We start from the raw sequence: 15,943 nt of genomic DNA on the forward strand, positions 1-15,943 counted from the left end.
ATGAGGTTCATCGGGCGCTGTAAAAAAGTGTCAACTTATATCAGGACTAGACACTTTTACTTTTTAAATTGGCTTAAGCATCATCATAAAAGAGCGGGTAAAAGCTTTTAGGGGTTCCGGGCGACAGCCATACCATCATATTTCTTCTTCGCCTTAACAACCTTTTCAATGTACTTGCGGGATTCCGCACTCGGGTGACTCCGGTTCAGTTTTATATAAACCTGCTGTGGCGTCAGACTGTTAATCACCTTAACCGCATGCTTACGATCACGGGAGAAGGTCCGTAACACATTACCCGCACCGCCATTATAGGCAGAAATCACACAGTACTCCCGCGCCAGTGGATGCTTAACGCCTTTCAGGTAGATGTCATCCAAAATGCTCAGGTATGCCGTTCCGGTATCAATATTATTGGTTGGATTAAACAGATAACTGCGATCAGGCTGATCATTTCGCTTCTTGATACGCTGAAACACATCCCGCCCGGCGGTACTGGGCACGACCTGCATCAGGCCATAGGCCGGAATATGGCTGGTCGCATACGGGTTAAAGTGACTCTCCGTCTCCATAATGCTGTAGATCAGCGATTCCTGCACGCCATACTGCTGTGCTGACTTGCGCACCAGAGCTTCATATTTCTGCCCACGAACCTGTTCGTGGTTCGCTTCCATAGGAATCTCAATCCGGTAGATCGTTTTGCCATCGGTGTTAACCCGCTGCAGTTTATTCTCCACCAGCCAGTCAGCATAACGGTTCGCACGCCACTCCCACTTTACGATCACCCCGTCATGGTCTCTGACCTGACCTTCCAGCACAGAAGGGCCGCGATAGGTTATTCCCTGATCCGAGAACAGATTTGGATCCCTGGCGTTATCCGGTGTCAGCAGCGTTGTCACAATCGCTTCCTGAAGGCGCGCCTTATGATTACGCTCTTCAACCGTTTCTACAATGATATTACCCTTGGCAAAATCGACCTCACCACGACTGGTATAACCGGTGCCGTACTTCACATACTTATCGGACCCCGACTCATGAACATTGCCATCCCCCCAATAACGGCGGGCTTTCTGCTTAAGATTCTGAACCTTTTTCTCGTACTGACGGTACTCTTTCTCCAGCTCTGACCGGTACTGCTCATACTCCTTGGCTAATGCCGGATAACGGGAGATCCAAGTAGCCGCTTCTTCATCCTTAATCGCTTTAGCGATAGGGGAACTTTCCCGATTAATACCGGAGCTGATCACGGGTGGAGGTGTTGCTACAGGCTGGCTTTTAGGAGCACTACTGAAGACTGAACTGAAGCCCCCAGGTGGAGGCTGAGGCACCAAACTCTTTGGCGGTTTGACCTGAGCTGAATCCTGCTGACTATTATGATGACCGGATGTGTTAACACAGGCTGTAAGCAGCAATGTGGAGCAAACCAGCATCAACGTACGCCACCCCGTCCCTGAGGCCCTCAATACGCTTTTTCCATTTTGTTGATTAGCCAATAATTCAAACATCCCTGCCTGCTACCTCTGGTGCTTCAAATAGGGTTTCGCGACGCTATGCAAAAATTCAAAGGGAAATTTTAAAGAGATCCCCCGGTTTGTCCATTAGGAGCGTCAAAACTATGAGAGAGACCTCATAAGCCGCTCAATATCCCGGTCTCATAACGGCCTACTGGTACGGATTCAAAGCAATTGCCGGTTGAGCCAACAGAGCTTTCTGTTGTTCAAGGCTATTGATGTGCTCCTGCCACCAGTTTTCGCCTCCAAAATGACTAAACGCGGCTTTAAACGCCGGATCTTCCCGACGTTGCGCCAGCCAACCGCTGTAATAGATCATCCGGAGCGTACGCAAAGGTTCGATCAGCGCCAGCTCCCGACGGGGAAACTCACGATACTCCTCGTAACCTTCTACCACTTCTGATAACCACTGCTGTTGCTGGATCTTATCGCCGGAGAGCAGCATCCATATATCCTGCATCGCCGGTGCCATGCGGCAATCATCAAAATCCAACAGCATCAGTTCATCATCACGCCAGAGCATATTGCCGCCATGACAATCCCCCTGCACACGAATCAGAGGGGCATCAACCTGTTTAAGGCGAGCGTCGCACTCCGCAAGCAGCTCATCGGTCAGAGCCTGATAGCGGGACTGAAAAGACTCCAGCAACCCACTCTCCAGAACCTGCTGCTGACCAAGACGCGCGTAATCTGCCACATTCAGCTGCGGACGATATTGAAACGGCTTTATCTCACCGATACTGTGCATCAGCCCCAGAAAACGTCCCAGTTCAAACAGGTGATCCTCGTTATCCAGCTCTGGGGTATGGCCACCCTTACGGGGAAACAAGGCAAAACGGTATTCCTCAAACCTGTGCAGACTCTGATCAAACCGCTGCAGGCTCTGACCTTCCCCTGAACCCTGATCACCGGAATCAACACTCCCGGAAACGGGCGTATTAATCAGCAGAGGCGCGATAACATTCATTCCTGCCTGTGCGAGTTCAAGGGAATACTGATGTTCCTCAAGGATCTGAGCATCACTCCAGCGATTTGGCCGGTAAAATTTGGCGATCAGAGGCTGTTCATCTTCAATCCCCACCTGAAACACCCGGTTCTCATAGCTGTTCAGCGCCATGATCCGGCCATCACAATAGAAGCCGAGAGACTCAACGGCATCCATGACCCGATCAGGATTGAGCTGATAGTAAGGAGTTACATCTGCCGGATTGCTGCTATCTGTCATCACTGAAGCCTTATTGTCAGGTGGATCTAACGCCGCTGGTAAGGAGTACGGGCTAGTGCCCACACCTGTACCGAATGGGCGCCATTATCCCTTAACAGCGCCGCAATAACATCTGCTGTGGAAGCCGTCGTCACCACATCATCAACCAGCGCCACGGATCTCCCTTTAATCCGCTCAGAATCACGCAAACCAAAACTCTGATCCAGATTCTTCAGGCGTTGCGCCCGGTTCAGATCATGCTGAGGCTTGGTCAGAATCTGCTTGCGCAGCAGATCCATCTCAACCGACAGTGTCAGCTGACGACCCACAGCATCAGCGAGACAGGCTGCCGGGTTAAATCCCCGCCGCAATCGGGTTCGCCAATGGGTGGGAACAGGCAGAATAAGATCAGGCGGGTTTATCGCTCCGGCTTCAAGCCGTTCCAACACGTGTACAGAAAGCAGATCTGCCAACAGCCGGTTCAGCAACAGATGATCACGGGTCTTGAATTGCCGGATGATCTCACTCATCGGATAACGGTAAAGATAGGGTGCGACCACCCGCTCATAGGCAGGCGATTGTTTCTGACAGCGGGCACAAAGAAGGTCAACTGAATCCTGGTCTTCCGATAGAACCTGACCATTGGTGATACCGGTTAAAGGCTCAGCACAACACCGGCAAGCGGTCTGATTCAGCGGCAAATCTGCCTGACAGGAGCGGCAAAGCAGCCCCGAGGCCAAATATTCCGGCTCAACCTGAGCACGACATAACAAACAGATACGGGGAAAGAGAGCAGCAAAGCGCGGCGAAATGCCGGATTGCAAAAAAGAAGGCAGCATCCTCTGCCAAAACATCCTGATCATATGAATCCCTTCATCCTGAAATATTGTCTGGCGCAACGGCTCCACACAGACAAGACTGCGTCCCTAAAATCAAAAAACAGGTTTACGGTAAACCTAAAAAACAAAACAAGGTTGACAGCTTTTTGTTGCCCGTTATGATCTCTGCAACGTCTATTGATAATCGGCTTTTGAATTTAGCACAGGAATTTCCATGACTGCATCCACCGCGACAGCTTCTCAATCCACCCGCCACGACTGGTCCCTTGAAGAGGTGGAAGCCCTTTTTGCCCTGCCTCTGAACGACCTTCTGTTTAAGGCGCACAGTATTCACCGTGAGAACTTTGATCCGAATGCGGTTCAGGTCAGCACCCTGCTGTCGATTAAAACCGGTGCCTGCCCGGAAGACTGTAAATACTGCCCGCAGTCCGGTCACTACAACACCGGTCTGGCTAAAGAGCAGCTGATGGAAGTTCAGAAAGTGCTGCAGCAGGCGAAAGCCGCCAAAGAGACCGGTGCCAGTCGTTTCTGCATGGGTGCCGCCTGGAAATCCCCCAGCAAGAAAGACTTTCCTGCCGTTCTGGAGATGGTTAAGGGTGTTAAATCCCTGGGTCTGGAAACCTGTATGACACTGGGTATGCTGGATGAAGATCAGGCCAAAGAGCTGTCTTCTGCCGGTCTTGATTACTACAACCACAATCTGGATACCTCGCCGGAATACTACGACCAGATCATCACCACCCGCAGCTATCAGGATCGTCTGGACACTCTGTCTCATGTGCGTGAGGCAGGTATGAAAATCTGCTCCGGCGGTATTCTGGGTATGGGTGAAGAAGAAACCGACCGCGCCAAGATGCTGATTCAGCTGTCTAATCTGGCACCACATCCGGAAAGCGTACCCATCAATATGCTGGTAAAAGTGGAAGGTACGCCAATGGATCAGGTGGAAGACCTCGACCCAATCGATTTTGTCCGCACCATCGCTGTGGCCCGTATTATGATGCCGCAATCCCACGTTCGTCTGTCTGCTGGCCGCGAAGAGATGAGCGATGAGATGCAGGCGATGACCTTCTTCGCCGGTGCTAACTCGATTTTCTACGGCGAGCGTCTGCTGACCACCGCCAACCCACAGGCAGACAAAGACCGTCAGCTGTTCACCCGTCTGGGTATTCATCCGGAGCGTCGTGAAGCACCGGTGGATGAAGCGACCCATGAAGCGGCACTGAAAGAAGCGATCACCGAACAGAAGAACAGCTCCCTGTTCTACGATGCCGCTCAGGCGGACAGCGCTGAAGCCGGCCGTGAGCGCAAACCCTGCGGTCTGGTGGTTTAAGGCCTCTGTCTGTGACTGAAATAACAACCGACCGGCTCACCGAAGCCCTGAGTCCTGAGTTAGAGGCGCGCCGTGCGGCGCACCTCTATCGCTCCCGCCGTACCCTTAACGGGCCGCAGCAGCCGCAGACTCAGGTGGATGGCCGCGACCTGCTCACCTTCTGCAGCAACGACTATCTGGGGCTGGCTAACGATCCCCGTGTGATAGCACGCTTTCAGCAAGCCGCCAGCCGTTACGGTGTCGGCAGTGGCGCGTCACATCTGGTGAACGGTCACAGTGCCGAACATCACGGATTGGAAGAGGAGCTGGCTGCCTTTACCGGACGGGACAGAGCGATTCTCTTCTCCACCGGTTTTATGGCCAATCTGGGGACGATTCAGGCGCTGGTCGGCAAGGCTGATACCGTATTTCAGGACCGTCTGAATCACGCCTCTTTGCTGGATGGCGGCCTGCATTCCGGTGCCCGCTTTAAGCGCTATCAGCACAACGATGCCGCACATCTGAACCGTTTGCTGGCAAAAACCGACACGGATAACCCTAGCCGCAAGCTGGTGGTCACCGATGGCGTATTCAGCATGGACGGCGACTGCGCCCCCATGCAGCCATTAATTGAAACCTGCCAGCAGCATAACGCCTGGCTGATGGTGGATGATGCCCACGGCTTTGGCTGTCAGGGTGATAACGGGCAGGGTATCGGTGCGAGTTTCAGTCAGAACGAAGTACCGGTTCTGATGGGCACCTTAGGTAAGGCGATCGGCACCAGCGGTGCTTTTATCGCCGGTTGTGACGCCCTGATCGAAACCCTGATTCAGTTTGCCCGCCCCTATATTTACACCACCGCGATTCCACCTGCCGTCGCCGCAGCGACCCGCACCAGTCTTGAGATCGTGCAGCAGGAACCGGAGCGCCGTCAGCACCTGAACGCCCTTATTGCCCAATTCCGCACCGGTGCTCAGCAGCTGGGACTGACGTTGATGGATTCACCGACCGCGATTCAGCCGATCCTGATTGGCAGTGAGGCGGAGACCCTGAACTGGAGTCAGGCTCTGGAAAAGGCCGGACTTCTGGTAACCGCCATCCGGCCACCGACCGTGCCCAAAGGCAGCGCCCGCTTGCGGGTCACCCTGAGCGCCAGCCATACGACAGAACAGGTCGATCGTCTGTTAGCGGTGCTTGCGGATATTGCCCAGCAACGGGGTGTGCCTGAGGTCGTTTTACCATGACCCCCAAGATGATAAACAAACCTCTTGTTCTGCTGCACGGCTGGGGCGCAACACCGGCCATCTGGCAGCCTCTAACCAAAGCTCTGCAAGCCCTGAATCCCGGACGAGAGATTCTGACACCGGCTCTGCCCGGTTATCAATCGGATCAGACAACCTCGGATTGGGCAGGTAGCAAAACAGAACTGCCGGACTTAATCGAACAAATGCAACTACCGACCGATGCCCATTGGCTTGGCTGGTCTTTGGGCGGCAACCTGCTGCTGGAGATCGCACAGTTTCTGGCGGAACAGCGTCAGCCTCTGCCCCGCAGCCTGACACTGTTATGCAGCAATCCTTCGTTTCAGCAGCGTGGCAATCACTTGACTGCCATGCCGGAAGAAACACTGGGCCAGTTCCGATCCGGTTTTGATCTGCAGCCGGAGAAAACCCTGAAGCGTTTTCAGCTGTTACAGCTACAGGGCGAAAGCGATCTGCGGGCAATCAAAAAGCAGCTAACGGGGCTAAACTCTGAAGCACTGCCCGCCTCCATTGAAACACTGGCCAACGGTCTGACCGCGTTATCGGTTCTCGATCAGCGTGCCTACTGTGATCTGTCTGAAAACGGCTGCCCAACTCTTTGGCTGCTGGGTGAAAACGACCCTCTGGTTCCTGCTGCTATTACTGAGCAACTGAATCATAAACTACTGACCGATTGCGGCCATCTGCCGATGCTGAGCCAACCGGAACCACTGGCACAACTGATTCACGAAACTCTGACCCGACTTGAATCGACACACGAGGCATCCCAGCCATGAATGCGATGACAGCACTGGCGGTTACGTCTGAAGCTACTCCTGGCTCTGGCTCTACCCCCACCCCTGCCCAAAAGCCTCGGGATAAGGGCAAAATTGCCGATGCCTTCAGTAAAGCCGCGGGTCAGTACGATCAGTTGGCCGAGGCGCAAAAACGTATCGCACAAAAGGTACTGGATCTCTGCCCGACATCAACCTCAGCGGAAAGCCGTATCCGCAATGCACTGGATATTGGCTGTGGCACCGGCTACTGGACACGCAGGCTACGGGATCATACTCAGGCACTGCAGGTCACCGGACTGGATCTTGCCGAAGGCATGCTTCGCTTTGCGGACGAGCAGCCCGACAACCAGCGCATCCAATGGCTCTGTGCCGATGCCGAGCAGCTGCCGTTACCGGCTGAAAGCCTTGATCTGGTGTTTTCCAGTCTGGCAATTCAGTGGTGTAACGATTATCACGCTCTCTTTAACAGTATCGCCGGAACACTGAAACCGAGCGGCGAAGCCCATATCGCTACCCTGCTTCCCGGAACCCTCTGCGAACTGGAACAAAGCTGGGCACAGGTGGATAACAAAACCCATATCAACCGCTTTACTGACTCAGAGATACTGGTACACGCGATCCGACAGGCCGGGCTGACCCTAAGCGCAACGAACGCATATTGCGAGACGATGTTTTATCCTGACCTGCGCGCTGTTTTTGACTCCATCAAGGGCGTTGGGGCACACCATACCGAAGGTGAGGCCGGTCTGACCGGACGACGCCGTCTGCTGAAGCTGAAACAGGCCTACGAATCCCTGCGCACGCCTGAAGGCTTACCGGTCAGTTATCAGGTGCTGATTCTGTCCATCACCAAACCCTGACATAATCACCTTCACGCTTTTCCCGTTTTTCTAATCTTTCTGTGTATAAGGCAACGCTATGAAGACCTATTTTGTGACCGGAACCGATACTGACGCAGGCAAAACCTTTTCCAGCTGCGCCCTGTTGCACGCGGCTAATAATCTGGGCTTTAAAACCCTCGCCCATAAGCCTGTGGCCGCCGGTTGCGAACAAACCGAGGCAGGCCTGCGCAACAGAGATGCCGTAAGCCTGATGGCTGCCATGAGCGAGTTTGAAGCGTACGAGATGGTCAACCCTATCGCGCTGGAACCGGCCATCGCCCCGCATATTGCGGCACAGGAAGCCGGAAGCCAGCTCAGTGTCTCCCGCAGCGCCGGTTTTGCCCGGGGCATTATGATGGCTCGCGCTGACCTCTTGTTGATCGAGGGAGCCGGGGGCTGGCGTGTTCCCCTGAACAGCCGTGAAACCCTGGCCGATCTGGCAAAAAACCTAAAGCAGCCGGTCATCTTAGTCGTGGGTATGAAGCTGGGCTGCATCAACCACGCGCTGTTAACCGCCGAATCGATCAAAGCGGATGGATTAGAGATTGCAGGCTGGATCGCCAATAAAATTGATCCGGATATGAATCGTTATCAGGAAAACCTGGCAACACTGGCCCAACTAATTCAGGCACCGTTACTGGCAGAAATTCCTTATATGGAAAACAGTGACTGGAAAGCCGCGGCTGACCATATCCCCGAGGCTGCGGTAAAACATCTCCTGAACGCGTCTTAAACTCCGCTTTCTAAGATAAAGCCTGCTCCCGAGAGGAAGCAGGCTTTTTTTATGGCTTGAGATCCCGCTATATTTTGATATGTTACATCATAACATTTTATAGCCGGATACCCTGATGACCGCTCAACAAACCCTCTTTAACATCACCGATGATTCATTAAAGACCCACCGGGATACACACGCGATTTCAGGTCAGGATCCCCTGATTCTAACCGAGATCTATCAACCTGAGGTTCACCTGACCTGCTGGCAAAGAAAACAGGAAGCCGCCTGCCTTGATTATGCTCAATGGCTCACCGAGCGTGGCCGCTTACTTCCTATCCGCCTTATTGCTAAACCGGATGAGCTTCTTAAGCAACTGAAACAGGATCTGCCGGATCACCCCAGTCGTGATGCTTTCTTGTCTGATGTCATCCTGCTGGCCGACATGCTTGCTTGTCTGTTTGGCATGGAAGAAGTCGGATTGCGGCTTTCATTATTGAAGCAGGCCATGTGCCCCCGCTTCCATGTCGATCGAATCGGTGCCCGCATGGTATGCACCTATACCGGAGAAGGCACTCAATGGCTGGCAGATGAGTGGGTAGACCGCTCAAAACTCGGACACGGCAGTAACGGCCTGCCGGATCATCAATCCGGTCTCTATCCGGGCCATGTAGCCCCCCTGCAGGCATCAACAGGAGATGTCATTATTATGAAAGGTGATACCTGGCCGGAACATGAAGGACGGGGTGTCGTGCACAGATCCCCTGAATGTAGCGAGAAAACACCCCGGCTATTTTTGAGCCTTGATGTGATGTAAATGGGTTTATCTTATTGAAGAACAATAATTTTTTGTTTTTTCAGGCTTTTGGCTTGACCCTTATAAACACTTAACTATAATACGCTCCGTGCTGCGGGAGTGGTGAAATTGGTAGACACGCCAGATTTAGGTTCTGGTGCCGTAAGGTGTGAGAGTTCGAGTCTCTCCTTCCGCACCATCTTCTCTTCCCTCCGACATGTTTCTGAAAGATGTCACTGAAGATGGCCCAGCACGGTTTTAGAGATCACGCTTAACGATCTGCTAAAACAGACAATTGCCCGATCAATGAGATCACCTCCTCAGATCAGCGGCATACGAAAAGATGCGGGAGTGGTGAAATTGGTAGACACGCCAGATTTAGGTTCTGGTGCCGTAAGGTGTGAGAGTTCGAGTCTCTCCTTCCGCACCATCTTTTCTTATTATCCATCAAGCTTTTAGATTCTCAGTAAAATTTCTCCCTTCAAAATTATTCATCTTTATTTACCCGTTACTCACTCGCCAGCTTCAAAAACACTTTATCCACACCCTTAGCCAAAATTCACTCTTGTGGATAATTACTACGTCAAGCCAGCCCAGCAAACCCTAGCTATTTAATAAAAACCAAAGCGCTAGTACCAAACCAGCGCCATACTAATCTTGTTCAACTCTATTCCCGTAAAAAGACCTGTCAGGCTCACAGGAACCCACAGATGCCACAATTATCAGGGATTAATTACACCTATCTCGTGCTTATGGGGTGGCTGATGCTACCTTTCGTTTCCGCACAAACTTTCGCATCATCCCATGATCCGATTACCTCTTACAGGCAACTGCCTGCTTATGAAAAAGCGCGCTGGAACGCTCTGATTCATGCTGAGCCTAATCAAAAAATTACTGACGAGCACTTTATCTTAAGTGGCGCTGATTTCAGCCCGGAAAACGAATGGCTGGCAACCTACCGACAACTCACAATCAGCACGGAAGCGATCTGTCGCTTCCCGGCGCGTTACCGGTTTATGCAAGCCTATACCGATCTGCCGATAAGAAATCCGCTAAATATCTGCCCCGAATATCGGGATTTTGTCGAGAGAGTCCCATTTGAGCAGCTAACACTGGTTTATGCCTCGGTGGATGTCGCCAACCCCGTTACGATGATGGGACATGTCATGCTGGCAACAGAGGGCATTGATCATAAGGGGCAACTCAAACGTAACTCCATCTCATTCTCCGTCGATCTGGAACAGATCAAACTACTCAAAGATGGCTGGCGGACACTCATCAGCGGCAAGGAAGGTTATCTGGCCATCACGCCGCTCAAAGAGCATTTCGCTTTTTACCAGAATACCGAACAGCGTGATGTCTTGAGTTTTACTCTGATCCTGCCGGAGAGAAATCTGCCTTTGATTCGGGATCATATTTGGGAACTGAAACAGCCCCGTCTCGACTATCTCTTTCACAGCTATAACTGTGCCACCCTGACGGCCAATATTCTGAAAGTCAGCCAACCGGAACTCGATGTCAGCTACTGGACCAGTCCACTGGATGTCGTTCAGGCTGCTGATAAAAACCAGATGATCGTAAAAAGCCACCTGAGACCCGCTTCCCGCTGGCAGGTAAACGAGATAACAGATGAGGACTTTCATCATCCGGCGAAACAAAACCAAGACTCACAAATCAATGTCGGCCTTGCCAACAGTAAAAGGTTGGGGACTGTTACGACTCTTGAATGGCTACCGACCTCTCACACCCTTGAGGATTACCAGCTCAGCCGCTTTAGCGATAGTGAGCTGAAAATAGCCGGGGTTACACTGGAGCATCAGCTTGATAGCAACAAAACCGAACTGCAGAGAGTGGATATTTATTCGATGACTAAACTGTCTGCAAATAAAGGGCTCTATAACGAGCTATCAGGCCGTTTACAGCTGGGCTATAAGCCCTTCTATGATAACGAACTTACTCGCCATAAAGCCGGTTATATCGAAGCCGGCGTTGGGAAAACCTATCCGCTCACAGAATCACTTTATCTGTTCGGATTGGTTAACGCTGGCTACCGACCATTAAAAGATGCAGACGGGCTTTATATCAGACCAGAAATCGGCAGCTACCTTTATAGCACCCCATTTTCGACAGGAAGGCTTAAAACCCGGTTAACCGCTTCAGCCCTTAGACTCAAACAGGATCGGTGGCAGCAGGATTATCGACTGACTCAAACCTTGTCTTTCAGAGAGCAGGCAATCGTGCTGAGTTATCGGCATTTAGCAAGCCAGCAGGATAGCGAGAATATCTCAGAGCTTGTTTGGAAGCATTACTTCTGAAGCTGTCAGCGGCTTAGATGAACCGAATGTCGACCAGATCAAGAAGCATAAAAAAACCGGCTAAGGGTTACCCCCTCAGCCGGTTTTCAGATCAGAAATTCTGCTCTCAGGGATTACTCACCGTAGAACAGCTCTTCTTCCAGATCCATCAGGGTTTCTGCGCCAGCATTCACCTGAGCCGCCAGAGAAGCAGCTTTAGGCAATACACGAGCGTAGAAGAAGTTAGCTACTTTCACCTTAGAGCTGTAGAAGCCGCTGGTGTCATCCGCCGCTTTAGGCGCAGCCACTGCAACCATACGCGCCCACATGTAGGCGTAAGTCACCAGACCAAACAGATCCAGATAATCCTGTGATGCCGCACCGATCTCTGCAGGATTCGCCGCTGCCTTCTCAATTACACCTTCAGTTACCTGAACCAGGGTGTCCATTGCCGCAGACAATTTCTCCAGATAAGGCTTAACCAGCTCATTATCAGCATTGGCTTCAATAAAGCTGCGAACATCCTGCTCGAACAGTTTTACGTATTCACCTTTGTTGGAAACAACCTTACGGCCCATCAGATCCAGCGCCTGAATACCGTTAGTGCCTTCGTAGATCTGTGCGATACGGGCATCACGCACATACTGCTCTGCGCCCCACTCACGGATATAACCCTGACCACCATAGATCTGCTGAGCAGAGATGGTGCAGTCCAGACCGCGATCCGTCAGGTAAGACTTAGCCACTGGTGTCATCAGAGCAACAAGAGCAGCTGCTTTCTGACGAACGTCAGCATCTTCATGGAACTTAGACATATCCAGCTGCATGCCGACGTATGATGCAAAGGCACGACCGGCTTCGTTGAAAGCACGTACATTCAGCGCCATGCGACGTACATCCGGGTGAACCAGAATGTTGTCTGCAGCCTTCTCAGGGTACTTAGCGCCGCCCGGTGCACGGGACTGAATACGCTCCTGAGCAAAGTCCATGGCACTCTGATATGCCACTTCGCCCAGACCCAGACCCTGAATGCCGATCGACAGACGCTCGTAGTTCATCATGGTGAACATACACGCCAGACCTTTGTTTGGCTCACCGATCATCCAACCCTGAGCGCCATCAAAGTTCATAACGCAGGTGGCGGAACCCTTGATACCCATTTTGTGCTCGATAGAACCACAGAATGCAGGGTTGCGCTCACCCAGAGAACCATCTTCGTTGATCAGGAACTTAGGCACCATAAACAGGGAAATACCACGGGAACCTGCCGGTGCATCCGGCAGTTTTGCCAGCACCAGGTGAATGATATTCTCACACAGATCGTGTTCACCACCGGTGATGAAAATTTTGGTACCGCTGATTTTGTAAGAACCGTCAGCATTGGGCTCAGCCTTGGTGCGGATCAGACCCAGATCAGTACCGGAATGCGGCTCGGTCAGACACATGGTACCCAACCAGCGACCTTCATACATAGGAGGCAGCAGCTGCTCTTTCATTTCGTCGCTGGCGTGGTTATCCAGACACAGCGTTGCACCGGAGTTCAGCGCCGGGTACAGAGCAAAAGAGGCGTTAGACGAGTACAGCATCTCTTCAAACAGAACGGTCAGCATTTTAGGCATGCCCTGACCGCCAAAATCAATATTACCACCCAGACCCAACCAGCCACTTTCAGCCATCAGCTGGAACGCTTCTTTGAAGCCTTTTGGCGTGGTTACTTCGCCATCGTTAAACTGGCAGCCTTCTTCGTCACCAGTGCGGTTCAGAGGGAACAGCTCGTTTTCATTAACCTTGGCACCCTCTTCCAGAATCGCATCTACCAGATCAGGGGTTACTTCCTGAGTCGCCGGCATGGAAGACCAAAGCTTGTCAGCTTCAAAAACTTCATTCAGAACAAAACGCATATCGCGTAAGGGAGCTTTATACTTTGCCATGGGGCCTACTTCCTCTTGGTTCTCTTGATTCTGTTGGTTGATTCTGGCCGGTTTCATCAAGTAGTTAGACAGCCAGAGTAAGGTCATTCGGTTACGGGGTTTACTCTGAAACAGTGCGGAACAACCCTGTAAAAATTCGACCAGATTTTAAATTTCGGTCATATTACTGAATGAACCATCAAGCTACCAGCTTGCTGCGTGACTTACGGGTTCAGGTTTTATGCGGGTTTCAGCCGTTGTGCACCGCAAGATAGGGCAGTTGCAAATTGCTGAAAAGTCAAGGGGGGACAGCTTTATTCTAAGGTCTATAGCATTGAGGTAAAACACGGGCCATCCCTGGCCCGCTATAGTCTTTTCCTACTGATCCGGAATCAGATTTCGAAACCAGCTCCGAACTGATCCTCATCCATCGCCATCAGGCTATCACCGCCTTCAGCCATGGTTGCAACCAGCGCTTTAGTGCGCGGCAGCAATTTGCTGAAGTAGAACTCAGCTGTCGCCAACTTACCTTTATAGAAGGCTGTTTCAGTGGTGCCGTTAGCCAGTGCTTCCTGAGCCACCTTAGCAGCCTGCGCCCAGAAGTAAGCCAGAGTCACGTAACCGGAATACATCAGGTAATCAACAGAAGCAGCACCCACCTCTTCACGGTTCTGCATCGCTTTCATACCGATCTGCATGGTGATGTCGCCCCACTCTTTGTTCAGCTTACTCAGAGGCGTCACAAACTTCGCCATATCAGAGTTGCCTTCTTCTGCCTGGCAGAATTTGTGCACCTGCTTGGTGAACTTACGCAGGCTCTCACCCTGATTCATCAGAATCTTACGACCCAGCAGATCCAGCGCCTGAATACCGGTTGTACCTTCGTACAGACGGGTGATACGGGCATCACGTACGAACTGTTCCATACCCCATTCGTGGATAAAGCCGTGACCACCAAAGATCTGAATACCTTCGTTGGTCGCTTCAAAACCTGCTTCAGTCAGGAAGGCTTTAACGATTGGCGTCAGCAGACCCAGCAGCTCATCAGCCTCTTTACCTTCTTCACCACCTGCAGAAACCTGATCGATCAGCTGTGCCGTGTAGTAGATCAGCGCACGACCGCCTTCTGCGAACGCTTTCTGGGTCAGCAGCATGCGACGCACATCAGGGTGAACAATGATAGGATCAGCGGCTTTCTCTGGCGCTTTCGGACCGCTCAGAGCGCGCATCTGCAGACGATCACGGGCATACGCCAGCGCATTCTGGAAAGAAACTTCGGTCAGACCCAAACCCTGTATACCGACACCGATACGGGCAGCATTCATCATAACGAACATATAGGACAGGCCTTTGTTTGGCTCACCAATCAGGTAACCTTCGGCATTATCAAAGTTCATTACGCAGGTGCTGTTACCGTGGATACCCATTTTGTGCTCGATGGAACCACACTGAACACCATTACGCTCACCCGCTTCGCCATTCGCATCAGGGGTGAACTTAGGCACGATAAACAGAGAGATACCTTTAGAACCTTCCGGGGCGCCCGGCAGCTTCGCCAGTACCAGATGCACGATGTTGTCAGACATATCGTGCTCACCGGCTGAGATAAAGATCTTGGTTCCGCTCACGGCGTAAGCACCATTATCTTTCGGCTCTGCTTTTGTACGGATAAGCCCCAGATCAGTACCGCAATGGGGCTCGGTCAGGCACATGGTACCGGTCCAGCTACCCTCGATCATCTTGGTCAGATACAACTCTTTCTGTTCTTCGGTACCGTGGTGCAGCAGTGCATCCATCGCACCGTGAGACAGGCCCGGATACATACCCCATGAAAGGTTAGAAGAGCAAATCATCTCATTCAGAACCATACCCAGAGACTGTGGCAGACCCTGACCGCCGTAACGGATGTCCTGAGTCATGGATGGCCAGCCGCCTTCAACGTACTGTTTGTAAGCTTCTTTAAAGCCTTTAGGCGTGGTTACTTCGCCATCGTTGAACTGACAGCCTTCAGCATCGCCGCTCTGGTTCAGGGGAGTCAGCACTTCTTCAGAAAACTTAGCGCCTTCTTCCAGAATAGCATTCACAATTTCAGGGGATGCCTCATCACCATTTGGCAGCTGCGCGTAATGGGCAGGGAAATCCAGCATCTCGTCCATAACAAAACGGATATCACGCAGGGGGGCTTTATATGTTGGCATATCGACCTCGGCTATTCTTGTTGTACAAGTATTCTTGTTTTATGGCCTGCAGCTTCTCAGCAGAATGCGGTCTAAGAAGTCCGGCAGATCAAATAAAGAAATCTGATTCAAACGTATGTTTGAAACTTAAGTCAGACAAACTTCTGGGTCAAGCGCTATTTTATCTAAATTGGTGTCCGGTCAGTCGAGCCTGGCCATACTCCAGATACAAAAAAGCCCCGATACGGGGCTTAGTCGATTAAAATCAA

General features: G+C 51.8%; 12 protein-coding genes and 2 tRNA genes. 9 read left to right on the top strand and 5 right to left on the bottom strand.

The annotated features are described in order from the left end of the window. Window positions 1-107 precede the first annotated feature (107 nt). From AC4GL5_RS02080 to AC4GL5_RS02090, 3 genes are all read right to left on the bottom strand, one after another. Window positions 108-1,325, bottom strand: a complete 1,218-nt coding sequence (locus tag AC4GL5_RS02080) for a murein transglycosylase domain-containing protein (RefSeq protein WP_490381130.1) — start codon at window positions 1,323-1,325, stop codon at window positions 108-110. A 334-nt stretch (window positions 1,326-1,659) separates the two neighbouring features. Beyond that, on the bottom strand, window positions 1,660-2,733 hold the full coding sequence (locus AC4GL5_RS02085; protein ID WP_490381131.1) for a serine/threonine protein kinase: 1,074 nt from the start codon (window positions 2,731-2,733) through the stop codon (window positions 1,660-1,662). A gap of 26 nt (window positions 2,734-2,759) precedes the next feature. Next, window positions 2,760-3,551 carry a ComFC family protein gene (locus tag AC4GL5_RS02090; protein WP_490381132.1) on the bottom strand — a complete coding sequence of 264 codons (792 nt, stop codon included), beginning with the start codon at window positions 3,549-3,551 and terminating at the stop codon, window positions 2,760-2,762. Between the two features lie 214 nt (window positions 3,552-3,765). Between AC4GL5_RS02090 and bioB the strand changes: the two genes are divergently transcribed. The 9 genes from bioB to AC4GL5_RS02135 all read left to right on the top strand — a co-directional run bounded on the left by bioB (window position 3,766) and on the right by AC4GL5_RS02135 (window position 11,608). Next, window positions 3,766-4,884: a biotin synthase BioB gene (gene bioB / locus AC4GL5_RS02095; RefSeq protein WP_490381133.1), complete on the top strand. Its 1,119-nt coding sequence runs from the start codon at window positions 3,766-3,768 to the stop codon at window positions 4,882-4,884. Window positions 4,885-4,895: 11 nt separating this feature from the next. Continuing rightward, window positions 4,896-6,107 (top strand): 8-amino-7-oxononanoate synthase, encoded by a 1,212-nt coding sequence (bioF, locus tag AC4GL5_RS02100; RefSeq protein ID WP_490381134.1) that lies wholly within the window; start codon window positions 4,896-4,898, stop codon window positions 6,105-6,107. After that, window positions 6,104-6,901, top strand: coding sequence for an alpha/beta fold hydrolase (locus AC4GL5_RS02105; RefSeq protein WP_490381135.1), 798 nt, complete (start codon window positions 6,104-6,106; stop codon window positions 6,899-6,901). Before bioF ends, AC4GL5_RS02105 begins: the two co-directional genes overlap by 4 nt. Then, window positions 6,898-7,761: a malonyl-ACP O-methyltransferase BioC gene (gene bioC, locus AC4GL5_RS02110; protein WP_490381136.1), complete on the top strand. Its 864-nt coding sequence runs from the start codon at window positions 6,898-6,900 to the stop codon at window positions 7,759-7,761. The genes AC4GL5_RS02105 and bioC overlap by 4 nt, the downstream gene beginning before the upstream one ends. A 58-nt stretch (window positions 7,762-7,819) precedes the next feature. After that, window positions 7,820-8,515, top strand: coding sequence for a dethiobiotin synthase (gene bioD / locus AC4GL5_RS02115; RefSeq protein WP_490381137.1), 696 nt, complete (start codon window positions 7,820-7,822; stop codon window positions 8,513-8,515). Window positions 8,516-8,630: 115 nt separating this feature from the next. Next, on the top strand, window positions 8,631-9,314 hold the full coding sequence (locus tag AC4GL5_RS02120; protein ID WP_490381138.1) for a DUF1826 domain-containing protein: 684 nt from the start codon (window positions 8,631-8,633) through the stop codon (window positions 9,312-9,314). A gap of 93 nt (window positions 9,315-9,407) precedes the next feature. After that, window positions 9,408-9,492 (top strand) — tRNA-Leu (locus AC4GL5_RS02125). 146 nt (window positions 9,493-9,638) lie between these two features. Then, window positions 9,639-9,723: transfer RNA gene (locus AC4GL5_RS02130), tRNA-Leu, on the top strand. Between the two features lie 280 nt (window positions 9,724-10,003). Beyond that, window positions 10,004-11,608, top strand: coding sequence for a lipoprotein N-acyltransferase Lnb domain-containing protein (locus AC4GL5_RS02135; protein ID WP_490381139.1), 1,605 nt, complete (start codon window positions 10,004-10,006; stop codon window positions 11,606-11,608). A 113-nt stretch (window positions 11,609-11,721) separates the two neighbouring features. Here the strand turns inward: AC4GL5_RS02135 and AC4GL5_RS02140 are convergent, their stop codons facing one another. Both AC4GL5_RS02140 and AC4GL5_RS02145 read right to left on the bottom strand, forming a co-directional pair. Beyond that, the gene (locus tag AC4GL5_RS02140; RefSeq protein ID WP_490381140.1) at window positions 11,722-13,518 is read right to left on the bottom strand and encodes an acyl-CoA dehydrogenase C-terminal domain-containing protein; all 1,797 of its coding nucleotides are present in this window, start codon (window positions 13,516-13,518) and stop codon (window positions 11,722-11,724) included. A 371-nt stretch (window positions 13,519-13,889) separates the two neighbouring features. Further along, window positions 13,890-15,695 carry an acyl-CoA dehydrogenase C-terminal domain-containing protein gene (locus AC4GL5_RS02145; protein WP_490381141.1) on the bottom strand — a complete coding sequence of 602 codons (1,806 nt, stop codon included), beginning with the start codon at window positions 15,693-15,695 and terminating at the stop codon, window positions 13,890-13,892. Between the last annotated feature and the right edge of the window lie 248 nt (window positions 15,696-15,943).

The sequence above is a fragment of the Oceanospirillum sp. genome (assembly GCF_982874595.1).